14 protein-coding genes are annotated in these 14737 nt (G+C 69.7%); 11 read left to right on the top strand and 3 right to left on the bottom strand.

Features of this window, described 5'->3' with window-relative positions:
* The first annotated feature begins 23 nt into the window (after positions 1-23).
* From ACZ6X9_RS01865 to ACZ6X9_RS01815, 11 genes are all read left to right on the top strand, one after another.
* Positions 24-1370, top strand: coding sequence for an MraY family glycosyltransferase (locus ACZ6X9_RS01865; RefSeq protein ID WP_469775955.1), 1347 nt, complete (start codon positions 24-26; stop codon positions 1368-1370).
* A 271-nt stretch (positions 1371-1641) separates the two neighbouring features.
* On the top strand, positions 1642-2082 hold the full coding sequence (locus ACZ6X9_RS01860; RefSeq protein WP_469775954.1) for a hypothetical protein: 441 nt from the start codon (positions 1642-1644) through the stop codon (positions 2080-2082).
* A gap of 279 nt (positions 2083-2361) precedes the next feature.
* Positions 2362-3156, top strand: a complete 795-nt coding sequence (atpB, locus tag ACZ6X9_RS01855) for a F0F1 ATP synthase subunit A (protein WP_185940202.1) — start codon at positions 2362-2364, stop codon at positions 3154-3156.
* A 76-nt stretch (positions 3157-3232) separates the two neighbouring features.
* Positions 3233-3487: an ATP synthase subunit c family protein gene (locus ACZ6X9_RS01850; protein ID WP_004953266.1), complete on the top strand. Its 255-nt coding sequence runs from the start codon at positions 3233-3235 to the stop codon at positions 3485-3487.
* Positions 3488-3536: 49 nt separating this feature from the next.
* Positions 3537-4097 (top strand): F0F1 ATP synthase subunit B, encoded by a 561-nt coding sequence (locus tag ACZ6X9_RS01845; RefSeq protein ID WP_469776616.1) that lies wholly within the window; start codon positions 3537-3539, stop codon positions 4095-4097.
* Positions 4094-4909, top strand: coding sequence for a F0F1 ATP synthase subunit delta (locus ACZ6X9_RS01840; RefSeq protein WP_469775953.1), 816 nt, complete (start codon positions 4094-4096; stop codon positions 4907-4909). The genes ACZ6X9_RS01845 and ACZ6X9_RS01840 overlap by 4 nt, the downstream gene beginning before the upstream one ends.
* 138 nt (positions 4910-5047) lie before the next feature.
* On the top strand, positions 5048-6619 hold the full coding sequence (gene atpA, locus ACZ6X9_RS01835; protein ID WP_469775952.1) for a F0F1 ATP synthase subunit alpha: 1572 nt from the start codon (positions 5048-5050) through the stop codon (positions 6617-6619).
* A 2-nt stretch (positions 6620-6621) separates the two neighbouring features.
* Positions 6622-7539, top strand: a complete 918-nt coding sequence (locus ACZ6X9_RS01830; protein WP_469775951.1) for a F0F1 ATP synthase subunit gamma — start codon at positions 6622-6624, stop codon at positions 7537-7539.
* The gene (gene atpD, locus ACZ6X9_RS01825; RefSeq protein WP_469775950.1) at positions 7540-8982 is read left to right on the top strand and encodes a F0F1 ATP synthase subunit beta; all 1443 of its coding nucleotides are present in this window, start codon (positions 7540-7542) and stop codon (positions 8980-8982) included.
* Positions 8983-9096: 114 nt separating this feature from the next.
* Positions 9097-9474, top strand: a complete 378-nt coding sequence (locus ACZ6X9_RS01820) for a F0F1 ATP synthase subunit epsilon (protein WP_469775949.1) — start codon at positions 9097-9099, stop codon at positions 9472-9474.
* Between the two features lie 113 nt (positions 9475-9587).
* On the top strand, positions 9588-10043 hold the full coding sequence (locus ACZ6X9_RS01815) for a DUF2550 domain-containing protein (RefSeq protein WP_469775948.1): 456 nt from the start codon (positions 9588-9590) through the stop codon (positions 10041-10043).
* Positions 10044-10208: 165 nt separating this feature from the next.
* Here ACZ6X9_RS01815 and ACZ6X9_RS01810 read toward each other — a convergent pair whose 3' ends face one another.
* The 3 genes from ACZ6X9_RS01810 to ACZ6X9_RS01800 all read right to left on the bottom strand — a co-directional run bounded on the left by ACZ6X9_RS01810 (position 10209) and on the right by ACZ6X9_RS01800 (position 14643).
* Positions 10209-12596 (bottom strand): glycosyl hydrolase family 18 protein, encoded by a 2388-nt coding sequence (locus ACZ6X9_RS01810; RefSeq protein ID WP_469775947.1) that lies wholly within the window; start codon positions 12594-12596, stop codon positions 10209-10211.
* 185 nt (positions 12597-12781) lie between these two features.
* The gene (locus tag ACZ6X9_RS01805; RefSeq protein WP_469775946.1) at positions 12782-13456 is read right to left on the bottom strand and encodes a response regulator; all 675 of its coding nucleotides are present in this window, start codon (positions 13454-13456) and stop codon (positions 12782-12784) included.
* Positions 13453-14643 carry a sensor histidine kinase gene (locus ACZ6X9_RS01800; RefSeq protein ID WP_469775945.1) on the bottom strand — a complete coding sequence of 397 codons (1191 nt, stop codon included), beginning with the start codon at positions 14641-14643 and terminating at the stop codon, positions 13453-13455. Before ACZ6X9_RS01800 ends, ACZ6X9_RS01805 begins: the two co-directional genes overlap by 4 nt.
* Between the last annotated feature and the right edge of the window lie 94 nt (positions 14644-14737).

The raw sequence follows: 14737 nt of genomic DNA, 5'->3' as shown, positions 1-14737 counted from the left end.
CGGCGAAATCCCTGGGGCAGCCCGTGCGTGAATACCTGCTGACGCTGTGCGTCACCGTGGCGGTCACCTATCTCCTCACGGGCCCGGTGCGGAAGTTCGCCATCGCGGCGGGCGCGATGCCGGAGATCCGGGCGCGTGACGTGCACCGCGAACCGACGCCGCGGCTGGGCGGGATCGCCATGTTCGGCGGACTGTGCGCGGGCCTGCTGGTCGCCTCGCACCTGTCCAGTCTCAAGCACGTCTTCGAGACCTCCAACGAGCCGCGCGCGCTGCTCTCGGGTGCCGGACTGATCTGGCTGCTCGGGGTGCTGGACGACAAGTGGGGCGTGGATGCCCTGGTGAAGCTCGGCGGGCAGATGATCGCCGCGGGCGTGATGGTGCTCCAGGGACTCACGATCCTCTGGCTGCCGGTGCCCGGCGTGGGCACGGTGGCCCTGACCCCCATGCAGGGCACCCTGCTGACCGTCGCCCTGGTCGTGATCACCATCAACGCCGTGAACTTCGTCGACGGCCTCGACGGGCTCGCCTCGGGCATGGTCTGCCTGGCGGCGGCGGCGTTCTTCCTCTACGCCTACCGGCTCTGGTACGGGCACAACGTGGAGGCGGCGGCCCCGGCGACGCTGTTCGCGGCCATCCTGATGGGCATGTGCCTGGGCTTCCTGCCGCACAACATGCACCCCGCACGGATCTTCATGGGCGACTCCGGCTCGATGCTCATCGGGCTGGTGCTGGCCGCCGGCGCGATCTCCATCACCGGCCAGGTCGACCCGGACCTGCTGGGCTCCTTCACCGGTTCGGAGAAGGCGACCGTCCAGGCCACGGTGCCGATCTACATCCCGCTGCTGCTGCCGCTGACGATCATCGCGGTGCCGGTCGCCGACCTGTTGCTGGCGATCGTGCGCCGGACGTGGAACGGCCAGTCGCCGTTCGCGGCCGACCGCGGCCATCTGCACCACCGGCTGCTGGAGATCGGCCACTCGCACAGCCGGGCCGTGTTGATCATGTACTTCTGGTCCGCGCTGATCGCCTTCGGCACGGTGGCGTACTCGGTGAACTCGGCGGGCGGCGTCCTGCTGTTGATCGTCGCGCTGAGCGCCGTCGGCCTGGTGCTGTTGCTGATGCCGCGGTTCCGGCCCCGGGCTCCCCGCTGGGCCGAACACCTGGTGCCGCCCCGCTACCGCCGTCGCCGCACCCCGGTGCCGGCGGAGGGGCGGCCGGAGGAGCGGACGGAGGGCCCGGTGGATCGCCCGGCGCCGGACGAGGCGCCCGCCGAGGAGCCGGAGCCGGTACCGGCCGGGCTGCACGGCGCGACGGCCGTGGGCGACCGCTCGCGGTTCCGTCACGTACGGGACATCAGCAACCACCACTGACGAAGCCAGGGGTCAAGGGCATTAGCAGAGAAGAAGCCGCTCGTCAGCACAACGACGGGCGGCTTGACTCTTGTGTGTGACAGGCGGCACACGATATAGGTAAAGACCTCATCAAATAGTTTGTGATACCGTTCACGAAACCCGTGGCAGAGCCGAAGGACCGTAGTGGAGCGCCCCCCGGCGGTTCCTTCGTCGCGAGGTCGCGCCCACACCCCGGGATACCCTCGTCCCCGACGAATCGTTGCTTCCGAATCCGCCGGAGAGACCCTTCATGCAGGCCAACGACGCCCGAACGCTACTTCAGTGCGCCGTCCCGACCGCAGTCGCGGGGCTCGTCGCCGTTGCCGTCGGTTTCGCCGTCGCGGGCGGCAAGGGGGCCGTCGGGGCCGTGGTGGGCACGCTGCTCGCGCTGGCCAGCATGTCCCTCGGGCTCTACCTGCTGCAGCGGACCGCGCGGCAGTGGCCGCAGGTCTTCCAGATGATGGGCCTCGCGCTGTACGCCGTGCAGTGCCTGGCGATCGTCATTCTCCTCGGCATCCTGAAGGGCACCACGCTCTTCAGCTTCAAGGCCTTCGCCTTCTCCGTGCTCGCCGCGACGCTGGTGTGGGTCGCCGCGCAACTGCGCGCCCACCTGAAGATGAAGATCCTGTACGTCGATCCGGAGGCCGCCGCCGACGCGAGGAAGCCCGCGCCGGCGGAGTCCCCGTCATGACAGGTAGGGCCGGGATAAGCGCCCGCGTGCTCACCTGCTATCGTCCGGTGCCATCTGAGGTGCAGCGGACGCGGACAGCCGAAGCCCCGCTCCACGCGGGAGCGAACCGGCCATCCGCGCCGATGATGCCCGCGATGGCTCCCGGCCCCCGGCCGACCTGCCGCACCCCTAACCGTAAGACCAGTCCAGTGCCGTTCCGTGGCTGCTTGCCGCGCCGACACAACGAGGTTGCCGTACCTATGCGCCACGCTGAAGGAGCTCGCGGTGAGTGCTGACCAGATGCTCGCCTTCGAGACCGATTGCCACATCTTCGACGGGTGCGGCTTCCCGACCCCAGGGCTCCACTCCTTTGTGTTCGAGCCGCTGTTCACCGTCGGCGGTATCGAGGTCAACAAGCCGATGCTCCTGGCCGTCCTGGGCTCGGTCATCACGATCGTGTTCCTCTGGGCCGCTTTCGGCCGGGCCAAGCTGGTGCCCGGCAAGCTCCAGATGGTCGGTGAGGCGGGCTACGACTTCATCCGCAAGGGGATCGTCTACGAGGCCCTGGGGAAGAAGGAGGGCGAGAAGTACGTCCCCCTCATGGTCTCGCTGTTCTTCTTCATCTGGATGATGAACCTCTGGTCGATCATCCCGGTCGCCCAGTTCCCGGTGACGTCGATCATCGCCTACCCGGCGGGTCTCGCACTGCTGGTCTATCTGATCTGGGTGCCCCTGACGTTCAAGCGGCACGGCTTCATCGGCGGCATCAAGAACATCAGCGGTTACAACAAGGAACTCGGCTGGGTTCTTCCGCTGGTCATGGTCCTGGAGCTCTTCTCCAACCTGCTGATCCGGCCCTTCACCCACGCCGTGCGGCTCTTCGCCAACATGTTCGCGGGCCACGTGCTGCTGCTGATCTTCACGATCGCGAGCTGGTACCTGCTGAACGGGATCGGCATCGCCTACGCCGGTGTCTCCTTCGTGATGGTCATCCTGCTGACCGTCTTCGAGATGTTCATCCAGGCCCTTCAGGCGTACGTCTTCGTCCTCCTGGCCTGCTCCTACATCCAGGGCGCTCTCGCCGAGCACCACTGAGCAGACCCTCCCCACAGACCCCCAGACGTCCGGTGGCCAACCCCCACCGGTCCGTGAAAGAGAAGGAAGTAACGGCATGTCCGCTGCTCTCGAAATGGTCAACCTCGCCGCCGCCAAGGACACGTTCCACGGCAACGCCGCTGCGATCGGTTACGGTCTCGCGGCCATCGGCCCCGGTGTCGGCGTCGGCATCATCTTCGGCAACGGCACGCAGGCCCTGGCTCGTCAGCCCGAGGCGGCCGGCCTGATCCGCGCCAACCAGATCCTGGGCTTCGTCCTCTGTGAGGCGCTCGCCCTGATCGGCCTCGTCATGGGTTTCGTCTACAGCTAATCGGTAGACGGCCACTCATTACGCGACGAAAGGCACTGATGTGATCGCCCTGGCAGCAGCCATGCTGGCGTCGGAGGAGACGGAGCCCGCCTTCCTCCCGCCGGTCCCCGAGCTCGTCATCGGCACGCTCGCCTTCCTCATCGTCGTCCTCTTCCTCGGCAAGAAGCTCCTCCCGAACTTCAACAAGGTTCTGGACGAGCGCCGGGCGGCCATCGAGGGCGGCCTGGAGAAGGCCAAGGCCGCGCAGGACGAGGCCCAGCAGGTCCTCGACGACTACCGCGCGCAGCTCGCCGAGGCCCGCAACGAGGCCGCACAGTTGCGCCAGGACGCGCAGGAGCAGGGCGCCGCCATGGTCGCCGAGATGCGGGTCGAGGGCCAGCGGCAGCGTGAGGAAATCATCGCCGCCGGCCACGCCCAGGTCGAGGCCGACCGCCAGGCCGCCGCGGCCTCGCTCCGCCAGGACGTCGGCAAGCTGGCCATCGACCTGGCCGACCGGATCGTCGGCGAGTCCATGAAGGACGCCGCCCGACAGGAGCGCACCATCGACCGGTTCCTCGACGCGCTCGAGGCCAAGCCGGCCGACACGACGAAGGCTGAGGTCACGCGATGAACGGAGCGAGCCGCGAGGCCCTTGCCTCGGCACGCGAAAACCTCAACGCGCTGGCGGACAGCGCCTCGGTCGACGCGGCGAAGCTGGCCGGGGACCTTGCCTCCGTCACCGCGCTGTTCGACCGCGAGGTCTCGCTGCGCCGGGTCCTCACCGACCCGGCGCAGCCCGGCGCGGCCAAGGCCGAGCTGGCCGGGCGCCTGCTCGGCGGTCAGGTCGGCGCCGACTGCGCCGACCTGGTGAGCGGCATGGTCCGCTCCCGCTGGTCGACCTCGCGCGACCTCGTCGACTCCCTGGAGGAGCTCGCCGCGTCGGCCGACCTGGCCGCCGCCCAGCGGGCCGGCCGGCTGGACGACGTCGAGGACGAGCTGTTCCGTTTCGGCCGGATCGTCGAGTCCAACCCCGGTCTGCGCGCCGCGCTGACCGACAAGGTCGCCGACCGTTCCGCCAAGGCCGAACTGCTGCGACGCCTGCTGGGCGGCCGGGCCAACCCGGTCACCGAGCGGCTCGTCGTCCGCCTGGTCACCGCGCCGCGAGGCCGTAGCCTGGAGGCGGGGCTCACCGCCCTCTCCAAGCTGGCCGCCGACCGCCGCGGCCGCGTCGTCGCGGAGGTCACCTCCGCGGTGCCGCTGAACGACCGGCAGAAGCAGCGGCTGGGCGACGCGCTCGCCAGGCTGTACGGGAAGAGCGTCCACCTCAACCTGGACGTCGACCCGGAGGTCCTCGGTGGCATCCAGGTGCGCATCGGCGACGAGGTCATCAGCGGGACCATCGCCGACCGCCTCGCGGAGGCGGGCCGGCACCTGGCCGGCTGACGCCGGCCGGGCTGGCGGCTGACCAGCCACCAACTCAAGAGCATGACTGACGGCCCGAGTTGGGCCGACGGTGTCCCGCGGGGGAGCCCCCGCGGGAGAGAAATACTTCGGGCCCAACAAGGAGAGCAGGGAACCCAGATGGCGGAGCTCACGATCCGGCCGGAGGAGATCCGGGACGCGCTGGAGAACTTTGTCCAGGCGTACAAGCCGGACGCGGCCTCGCGCGAGGAGGTCGGTACGGTCAGCCTTGCCGGCGACGGCATCGCGAAGGTCGAGGGTCTTCCCTCGGCCATGGCGAACGAGCTGCTGAAGTTCGAGGACGGCACCCTCGGCCTCGCCCTCAACCTTGAGGAGCGCGAGATCGGTGCGATCGTCCTCGGCGAGTTCAGCGGCATCGAGGAGGGCCAGCCGGTGCAGCGCACCGGCGAGGTGCTCTCCGTGGGTGTGGGCGAGGGCTACCTCGGCCGCGTCGTCGACCCGCTGGGCAACCCGATCGACGGCCTCGGCGAGATCAAGACCGAGGGCCGCCGCGCCCTCGAACTGCAGGCCCCCGGCGTCATGGTCCGCAAGTCGGTCCACGAGCCGATGGAGACGGGCTACAAGGCCGTCGACGCCATGACCCCGATCGGCCGCGGCCAGCGCCAGCTCATCATCGGCGACCGCCAGACCGGCAAGACCGCCCTGGCGATCGACACGATCATCAACCAGCGGGCCAACTGGCGCACCGGCGACCCCAAGAAGCAGGTCCGCTGCATCTACGTCGCCATCGGCCAGAAGGGCTCCACCATCGCGTCCGTCCGCGGCGCGCTGGAGGAGGCCGGCGCCCTGGAGTACACGACGATCGTCGCGGCTCCGGCGTCCGACCCGGCCGGCTTCAAGTACCTCGCGCCGTACACCGGCTCCGCCATCGGCCAGCACTGGATGTACCAGGGCAAGCACGTCCTGATCGTCTTCGACGACCTGTCGAAGCAGGCCGACGCCTACCGTGCCGTCTCCCTGCTGCTGCGCCGCCCGCCGGGCCGTGAGGCCTACCCGGGTGACGTCTTCTACCTGCACTCCCGTCTGCTGGAGCGCTGCGCCAAGCTCTCCGACGACATGGGCGCCGGCTCGATGACCGGTCTGCCGATCGTCGAGACCAAGGCCAACGACGTCTCGGCGTTCATCCCGACCAACGTCATCTCCATCACCGACGGCCAGTGCTTCCTGGAGTCCGACCTGTTCAACGCCGGCCAGCGCCCGGCCCTGAACGTCGGTATCTCGGTCTCCCGTGTCGGTGGCTCCGCCCAGCACAAGGCCATGCGCCAGGTGTCCGGCCGGCTCCGCGTGGACCTCGCCCAGTACCGCGAGCTGGAGGCGTTCGCCGCCTTCGGTTCCGACCTGGACGCGGCCTCCAAGGCGGCCCTGGAGCGCGGCAAGCGCATGGTCGAGCTGCTGAAGCAGACCCAGTACGCGCCGTACGCCACCGAGGACCAGGTCGTCTCGATCTGGGCCGGCACCACCGGCAAGATGGACGACGTCCCGGTCGAGGACATCCGCCGCTTCGAGCGCGAGCTGCTGGACTACCTGCACCAGGCGCACAAGGGCCTGATGACCAGCATCGTCGAGGGCGGCAAGATGTCGGACGACACGCTGCAGGCGCTCGGCGACGCCGTCGCGTCCTTCAAGCAGCAGTTCCAGACCGCGGACGGCAAGCTGCTGGGCGAGGGCTGAGCATGGGTGCCCAGCTTCGGGTCTACAAGAGGCGGATCAAAGCCGTCTCCGCGACCAAGAAGATCACCAAGGCGATGGAGATGATCGCCGCCTCGCGCATCGTCAAGGCGCAGCGCAGGGTGGCCGCGTCGGCTCCGTACGCCGGTGAGCTCACCCGCGCCGTGACCGCCGTCGCCACCGGTTCCAACACCCGGCACCCGCTGACGACCGAGGTCGAGCAGCCGGCGCGGGCCGCGGTCCTGCTCGTCACGAGCGACCGCGGTCTGGCGGGCGGCTACTCGTCCAACGCCATCAAGGCGGCGGAGCAGCTCACCGAGCGGCTGCGCGGCGAGGGCCGCGAGGTCGTCCACTACATCGTCGGCCGCAAGGGCGTGGGCTACTACGCCTTCCGGGAGCGCCCGGTGGCCGACTCGTGGACGGGCTTCACGGACAACCCGACGTACGCGGACGCCAAGAAGGTGGCCGACCCGCTGATCGAGGCCGTCCTCAAGGACACGGCCGAGGGCGGCGTGGACGAGCTGTACATCGTCTCCACGGAGTTCGTGTCGATGATGACGCAGACGCCGGTGGACAAGCGGCTGCTGCCGCTGACCCTCGAGAAGGCGGACGCGGAGGACGCGGCGAAGGACAAGATCCTTCCGCTGTTCGAGTTCGAGCCGTCGGACGAGGCCGTGCTCGACGCGCTGCTGCCGCGGTACGTCGAGTCCCGGGTCTACAACGCCCTGCTGCAGGCCGCGGCCTCCGAGCACGCGGCCCGGCGCCGGGCGATGAAGTCGGCGACCGACAACGCCGAAGAGCTCATCAAGTCGTTCACGCGGCTTGCCAATGCGGCCCGACAGGCCGACATCACCCAGGAAATCAGCGAGATCGTCGGAGGCGCGAGCGCCCTGGCCGACGCGACCGCGGGGAGTGACCGATAAATGACCACCACTGTTGAGACGGCCGCCGCGACGGGCCGCGTCGCCCGGGTCATCGGCCCGGTCGTCGACGTGGAGTTCCCCGTCGACGCGATGCCGGAGATCTACAACGCCCTGACCGTCGAGGTCTCCGACCCGGCCGAGGCCGGCCGGAAGAAGACCCTGACGCTCGAGGTCGCGCAGCACCTGGGCGAGGGCGTGGTGCGCGCCATCTCCATGGAGCCCACCGACGGCCTGGTCCGCCAGGCGGCCGTGACCGACACCGGGACGGGCATCACCGTTCCCGTCGGTGACGTCACCAAGGGCCGGGTGTTCAACACCCTGGGCAAGATCCTGAACGACCCCGAGGCCGAGAACGAGGTCACCGAGCGCTGGTCCATCCACCGCAAGGCGCCCGCGTTCGACCAGCTCGAGTCGAAGACCGAGATGTTCGAGACCGGTCTGAAGGTCGTCGACCTGCTGACCCCGTACGTCAAGGGCGGCAAGATCGGTCTGTTCGGTGGTGCCGGTGTCGGCAAGACCGTGCTGATCCAGGAAATGATCATGCGTGTGGCCAAGCTGCACGATGGTGTTTCCGTGTTCGCCGGTGTCGGTGAGCGCACCCGTGAGGGCAACGACCTCATCCAGGAAATGGAAGAGTCGGGCGTTCTCGACAAGACCGCACTGGTCTTCGGTCAGATGGACGAGCCCCCGGGCACCCGTCTGCGCGTCGCGCTGGCCGGCCTCACCATGGCCGAGTACTTCCGTGACGTCCAGAAGCAGGACGTGCTGTTCTTCATCGACAACATCTTCCGCTTCACCCAGGCCGGTTCCGAGGTCTCGACCCTGCTCGGCCGCATGCCCTCCGCGGTGGGCTACCAGCCGAACCTGGCCGACGAGATGGGTCTCCTCCAGGAGCGCATCACCTCGACCCGCGGTCACTCGATCACCTCCATGCAGGCGATCTACGTCCCCGCGGACGACCTGACCGACCCGGCCCCGGCCACCACCTTCGCCCACCTCGACGCGACGACGGTGCTCTCCCGTCCGATCTCCGAGAAGGGCATCTACCCGGCCGTGGACCCGCTGGACTCCACGTCCCGGATCCTGGACCCGCGCTACATCGCGCAGGAGCACTACGAGTGCGCCTCGCGCGTCAAGGGGATCCTGCAGAAGTACAAGGACCTCCAGGACATCATCAACATCCTCGGTATCGACGAGCTGGGCGAAGAGGACAAGCTGGTCGTCCACCGCGCCCGTCGCGTCGAGCGCTTCCTGTCGCAGAACACCCACGCGGCGAAGCAGTTCACCGGTGTCGACGGTTCGGACGTTCCGCTGGACGAGTCCATCGCCGCGTTCAACGCCATCTGCGACGGTGAGTACGACCACTTCCCCGAGCAGGCCTTCTTCATGTGCGGTGGTCTCGAGGACCTCAAGAAGAACGCCAAGGAGCTGGGCGTCTCCTGAGCATCGTGATGCTCGCGGTCCGGGGGCGGGGCACTCCCGCCCCCGGACCGCACGTCCCCTATTCTTTGACCCAACACCCGCCGCGCCCGGCGGGTGGAGACCCGAGGAGCCACGTTGGCTGCTGAGCTGCACGTCGAGCTGGTCGCGGCGGACCGAAGCGTCTGGTCCGGCGAGGCCACTCTGGTCATCGCGCGTACCACATCGGGTGACATCGGCGTCATGCCCGGCCACCAGCCGCTGCTCGGTGTGCTGGAGTCCGGCCCGGTGACCATCAGGACCACCGGTGGCGGCACCGTCGTCGCCGCGGTGCACGGCGGATTCATCTCCTTCGCGGACGACAAGCTGTCGCTGCTGGCGGAGACCGCCGAGCTGGCGGACGAGATCGACGTCACCCGTGCGGAGCGGGCTCTGGAGCGCGCGAAGGCGGAAGCCGACGGCGCCGCCGAGCGTCGCGCGGATGTCCGGCTGCGTGCGGTCGCGGGCCCTCACTAGCCCGCGGCCTCACTGAAGTACGTCCCTCAGCCGCGGACCGCCTGGAACAATCCAGGCCGGTCCGCGGCTGAGGCAATACAGGTGCGGTTGCTCTAGATGATGCGAGGAGGTCGGTGGTGATGGTCCTCGCTCTGCTCGTGAGCGGCATCGTCGTTCTGCTGGTACTGCTGGGACTCTTCGTCTTCGGACTGCGCAGACGGCTCATCCAGCGGTCGGGGGGAACCTTCGACTGCAGCCTCCGCTGGGACGTCACCGAGCCGGCCGCCGACCCGCCCGGGAAAGGGTGGGTGTATGGCGTCTCGCGGTACAGCGGTGACCGGATCGAGTGGTTTCGGGTCTTCTCGTACGCGTACCGCCCGCGGCGGGTGCTGGAACGGGACGCGATCGAGGTTCTGGAGCGGCGGGCTCCTCATGGGGATGAGGAACTGGCCCTGTTGTCGGACGCGGTCGTGCTGCGGTGTTCTCTGCGGGGAACGCTTCTTGAGCTGGCCATGAGCGAGGACGCTCTGACCGGCTTCTTGGCGTGGCTGGAGGCGGCGCCTCCTGGGCAGCGGGTGAATGTGGCGTAGGGGGGTGTGCCCCGGACCCTCCCTTTCGCCGTTTCCTGGGGCTGACGCCCCAGACCCCCTTGTCCTCAAACGCCGGACGGGCTGACTGGTCAGCCCGTCCGGGGGTGCGGGGGCGGAGCCCCCGCAAGAAACGGTGAATGGGCGGGGCCGGGGCTCCCTACCGTGCTAGCGGAGACCGTTGTCCAGTGCGGTCATGAGCGTGCCGCTGTCACCGCTCATCTCCCACACCATGGCCCCGCCAAGCCTCTTCGACTTCAGCCAAGCCGTCTTCTTCCCGATCGACCAAGCGTCGTCGAACGTCCACCACTGCCCGTTCTCGCCGGTGTAGCCGTACGTCGCCACCGACGTCTCGTCGTGGTAGATCTTCAGGTTCGGCACGGAGGCCAGCAGGTTGTCGTAGCCGCGCGTGCCGGACTCCTCCGGGAACTGGCCCGGTGCGGCGCCGTTGGCCTTCTGCCAGACGCCGTGGACGCCGCCGTCGGCGACCTGCTGCCAGCCGCGGCCGTAGAAGGCGAGGCCGAGGACGAGCTTGCGGGAGTCGACGCCGGCGTCGAGGTAGGTCTGGACGGTCTTCTCGACGCTGAACTTGGTGGTGTACGGGTCCTTGGCGTCGGGGTACAGGTTGCCCTGGTGGCCGGTGAGGTTGGGCTCCCAACTGTTGTCGCTGCCCGCGCCGTGGAAGTCGTAGCCCTGGACGTTGGCGTAGTCCATGTAGTCGAACACGCTGGGCGTGCCGTCCTTGGTGGTGATGTCCCAGCCCGCCTCGATCTTGCCGGGGTCGGCCGGGGTGAAGGCCGAGAGCTGGTACTTCCTGCCGTCGGCCGCGCCCTGCGCGTCGAGCTGGCGGCGGAACTCGGCGAAGAGGAGGGTGTTGCCGGCCTTGTCCTCCTTGGAGATGTGGTTGCCGGCGTGGCCCTCGGAGCCGGGCCACTCCCAGTCGAGGTCGAAGCCGTCGAAGATCCCGGCCGCGACGCCGTTGCCGCCGCGTCCGTTGGTGACCGGCAGGTTGCCCTTGATGTACATGTCGATACAGGACTTCACGAACTTCTGCCGGGAGGCGTCGGTCTTGACGACGTCGGAGAAGTACTTGCTGTACGTCCAGCCGCCGATCGACATCATCACCTTGAGCTTCGGGTACTTGGCCTTGAGCTGCTTCAGTTGGTTGAAGTTGCCGGCCAGCGGCTGGTCCCAGGTGTCCTGGGTGCCGTTGACGGACTCGCCGGAGCTGAAGCCCTTCTCGTAGTCGGCCCAGGAGTCACCGGCGCCGTCGCCCTGGTTGGGGTCCTGCGGGTTGGAGCCGGTGGCCTTGGTGACGCCGTTGAGGCAGGTGAGGTTGTTCGGGTCGATGTTGCTGAAGGCGTAGTTGATGTGGGTGAGCTTGGCGGCGGCGCCCGTGGTGTCGAGGGACTTCACGGTGTAGCCGCGGCCGTAGATGCCCCACTGGGCGAAGTACCCGGCCTTGATCATGTCGCCGGCCGGCTGGGTACCGCCGCCGGTGGTGCGGACGGTCAGCGGCGGGCTGGCCGGTCCGGTCTGGCCGGCGCTGTCCCGGGCGACGACGGTGTAGGTGTAGTCGGTGCCGGGCTGGAGGCCGGTGTCGGTGTACGCCAGTTTGGCGACGGTCGCGACCTTGGACGTGCCGCGGAAGACGTCGTACTCCTTGACGCCCTTGTCGGACGTCGCCGCCGTCCACTTGAGGGCGACGGAGGTGTCGGTGATCGCCGTGGCCTGGGGGGTGCCAGGGGCGGACGGAGGCTGGTCGGAGCCGCTCTTCGTGGTACGGAAGGTGGCGGCGGGGCTCGCGGGCCCCGTCTTGCCGTTCAGGTTGCGGGCCACCACCGTGTACGTGTACTCGGTGTCCGCCGTCAGACCGGTGTCGGTGTAGGCGAGCTTGGCGACGGTCGCGACCTTGGCCGTGCCGCGATAGACGTCGTACTCCTTGATGCCCTTGGCGTCGGTGGCGGCGGCCCACTTCAGGCCGATGCTGGTGGCCGTGACGCCGGTCGACTCCGGTTTGCCGGGCGCGCTGGGCGGGGTGTCGGTGGACGAGCCGTCGCACGCCCCGCCGTTGAGCTTGCAGTTGTCCGGGGCGCCGGATCCGGTGGCGACGAATCCGAAGGAGACGCTGCCGCCGGGCGGTATGGAGCCGTTGTACTCCCGGTTCTTGGCCGTGTAGTGCGAGCCCGAGGCGGTGATCAGGGCGTCCCAGTAGGCGCCGACGCCGGTGCCGGAGGGGAGGTCCCACTCGACGGTCCAGCCGTCGATGGCCGTCGTCCCGGTGTTCTTGACGGTCCACTCGCCCTGGTAGCCGGAGCCCCAGTCGCCGGTCTTGGCGAACGTGGCGGTGGCGGAGGCGGCCTTGACGGGCTTGCCCGCCGCGGACGTCACCGGGTGGGCCGCCGCGCCCGCGGAGTTCGCCGGCGTCGCGAACCCGACGAGGGCCGCGGCCGGGAGGAGCAGCGCGCCGAGGGCGGCGACGGCGCGGGTGAAGGGCTTTCTGCGGGGGGAGTTGAGGGTGGGGCTTGCGTGATGTCGAGAGGGCTCTGTTGACAAGAGAGTGCTCCTCGGTGAGGTCAGGAGATGTGGGGGGGTGATGTGGGGGGTGGGGGGTTCCATGACCTGTGCGCAGCGAGGTGAGCGCGCGTGGGCGAGGGGGACGGGCCCGGCGCAGGGGGGTGCGTTCGATGAGAACGCTCACCACGACTGTGAGGGGAGCGTAAGAAGGTCCGTACCAATGGTCAAGAGGTCTGGACCAGGCCCAATTCCTGCGCGAGGACGGCCGCTTGGACCCGGCTGCGCAGCCCCAGCTTGCCCAGCACCCGGCTGACGTGGGTCTTCACCGTCGCCTCGGCCATCCCCAGGCGCCCCGCGACCTCCGCGTTGGACAGCCCGCCGCCCAGACAGGCCAGCACCTCCCGCTCACGGCGGGTGAGGGTGTCCACCACCGCCGCGTCGCGGTGCACGGCGGGGTCGGGGGCGCGGCGGGCGAACTCGGAGATCAGCCGGCGGGTCACGGCGGGCGAGATGAGGCCCTCGCCGCGGGCGACGGTCCGTACCGCCGCCACCAGGTCGGCGGCCTCGCTGTCCTTGAGCAGGAAGCCGGCCGCGCCGGCGCGCAGCGCGCCGAAGACGTACTCGTCCAGGTCGAAGGTGGTCAGGACCAGCACGTCGGCGAGGCCCTCGCCGGAGATCAGACGGGTGGCCGCGATGCCGTCGAGCCGCGGCATCCGGACGTCCATCAGAACCAGGTCCGGGCGCAGTTCCCGGGCGAGCCGGACCGCCTCCTCGCCGTCGGCCGCCTCCCCGGCCACCTCCACGCCGGGGGCCGACCGCAGGATCAGCACCAACCCGGACCGCACCGACGCCTGGTCCTCGGCCACGACCACCCGGATCGGCCGTTCCCGCTCGCTCATGCGTTCTTCTCCTCGTCGTTCAGGGGCAGTTCGGCCCGCACTTCCCAGGCACCGGCGTCCCCGGCGGCCGGCCCGGCCGCCAGCCGGCCGCCCAGCAGGGCGACACGTTCCCGCATCCCCACCAGACCCGCCCCGGCGCCCGGGGCCCGGGGCACCGACCCGCCGCCGAGCGCGTTCGTCACCCGTACGGTCAGGGCGCGCTCCCGGCCGTCCGCACCGGTCAGTTCCACCGTGACGGGACCCGGAGCCGCGTGCTTGACGGCGTTCGTCAGCGACTCCTCGACGATGCGGTAGGCGGCCAGCTCCACGGGGGCCGGCAGCGGGCCGGGGCCGCGCCCGTCCCGCAGTTCCACGGTGAAGCGCTCGTCGGAGAGTGCGGCGCGAGTCCGTTCGAGGAGCACGCCGAGACTGCCGAGGGTGGGGGTCGTGGCCGGCTCGGCGCTGTCCTCCGCCCCGCGCAGCAGGGCGATCAGGCGGCGCATTTCGGCCAGACCCTGGACGCTGTCCCGACGGATGACGCCCAGTGCCTCGCGGGACGCGTCCGGCTCGCCGATGGACAGGGCGGCGGTGGAGTGGATCGCGATGGCCGACAGGTGGCCCGCCACCACGTCGTGCAGCTCGCGGGCCATCCGCGCGCGCTCCGCGACGACCGCTTCGCGCCGGTCCATCTCGGCCAGCAGGACGGTCCGTTCGGCCGCGAGCCGGGCGGCCTGGGCCGCGTCACGGTGGTGGCGCACGCCGACGCCCGTCCAGGCGGGGGCGATGGTGGCCACGGCCAGTCCGACACCGATGAGGACCGCCTCCGGGCGGCGGATCAGGGCGACGGACACCAGCGTCCCGATCACCGTGACCGCCTCGCAGGCGCGGGGGAGGAGGCGGTACGCGGCCTGAGGACCGTAGAGGACGGCCGCGTACAGCAGGTCCGTGAACATCACCGTGGTCGCGATCAGGTTGCCCGAGCACACGTCGAGCGTCAGCGCGCAGGTTCCCACCGCGAGCGCGACGAGAGGGTTCCGGCGACGCAGCAGTTCGGCCCCGGAAATCACCACCAGCGCCACGAGCGACAGTTGGTGCGGCAGCGCGGCCACCGGCCGGCTGCTCAGCCCCAGCGCGTACAGCGCGAGGCCGCCGAGCAGCCCGGCCCCCGCGATCAGCAGGTCGTCGCGGTGCGGGAGGGAACGGGGCATGAGGCCATCACAGCACGTGGGGGCGGGTGCCGTCGTCCGCCGTCCGGCCGCCGGGCGGGGCGCGGAGTACATCAAAGGATGCAGTCGCGAATCG

This window comes from Streptomyces sp. NPDC052910 (assembly GCF_055585605.1).
Note: the sequence above shows the minus strand (reverse complement) of the source record. Positions and strands in the feature narration are given on the sequence as shown.

Bases quoted from the DNA above. Each gene is read 5' to 3' on its own strand.
- ACZ6X9_RS01800 (WP_469775945.1), bottom strand. From the start codon at position 14,643: ATGCCCCGTTCCCTCCCGCACCGCGACGACCTGCTGATCGCGGGGGCC.
- atpD (WP_469775950.1), top strand. From the start codon at position 7,540: ATGACCACCACTGTTGAGACGGCCGCCGCGACGGGCCGCGTCGCCCGG.
- atpA (WP_469775952.1), top strand. From the start codon at position 5,048: ATGGCGGAGCTCACGATCCGGCCGGAGGAGATCCGGGACGCGCTGGAG.
- ACZ6X9_RS01830 (WP_469775951.1), top strand. From the start codon at position 6,622: ATGGGTGCCCAGCTTCGGGTCTACAAGAGGCGGATCAAAGCCGTCTCC.
- ACZ6X9_RS01860 (WP_469775954.1), top strand. From the start codon at position 1,642: ATGCAGGCCAACGACGCCCGAACGCTACTTCAGTGCGCCGTCCCGACC.
- ACZ6X9_RS01805 (WP_469775946.1), bottom strand. From the start codon at position 13,456: ATGAGCGAGCGGGAACGGCCGATCCGGGTGGTCGTGGCCGAGGACCAG.
- atpB (WP_185940202.1), top strand. From the start codon at position 2,362: ATGCTCGCCTTCGAGACCGATTGCCACATCTTCGACGGGTGCGGCTTC.
- ACZ6X9_RS01850 (WP_004953266.1), top strand. From the start codon at position 3,233: ATGTCCGCTGCTCTCGAAATGGTCAACCTCGCCGCCGCCAAGGACACG.
- ACZ6X9_RS01840 (WP_469775953.1), top strand. From the start codon at position 4,094: ATGAACGGAGCGAGCCGCGAGGCCCTTGCCTCGGCACGCGAAAACCTC.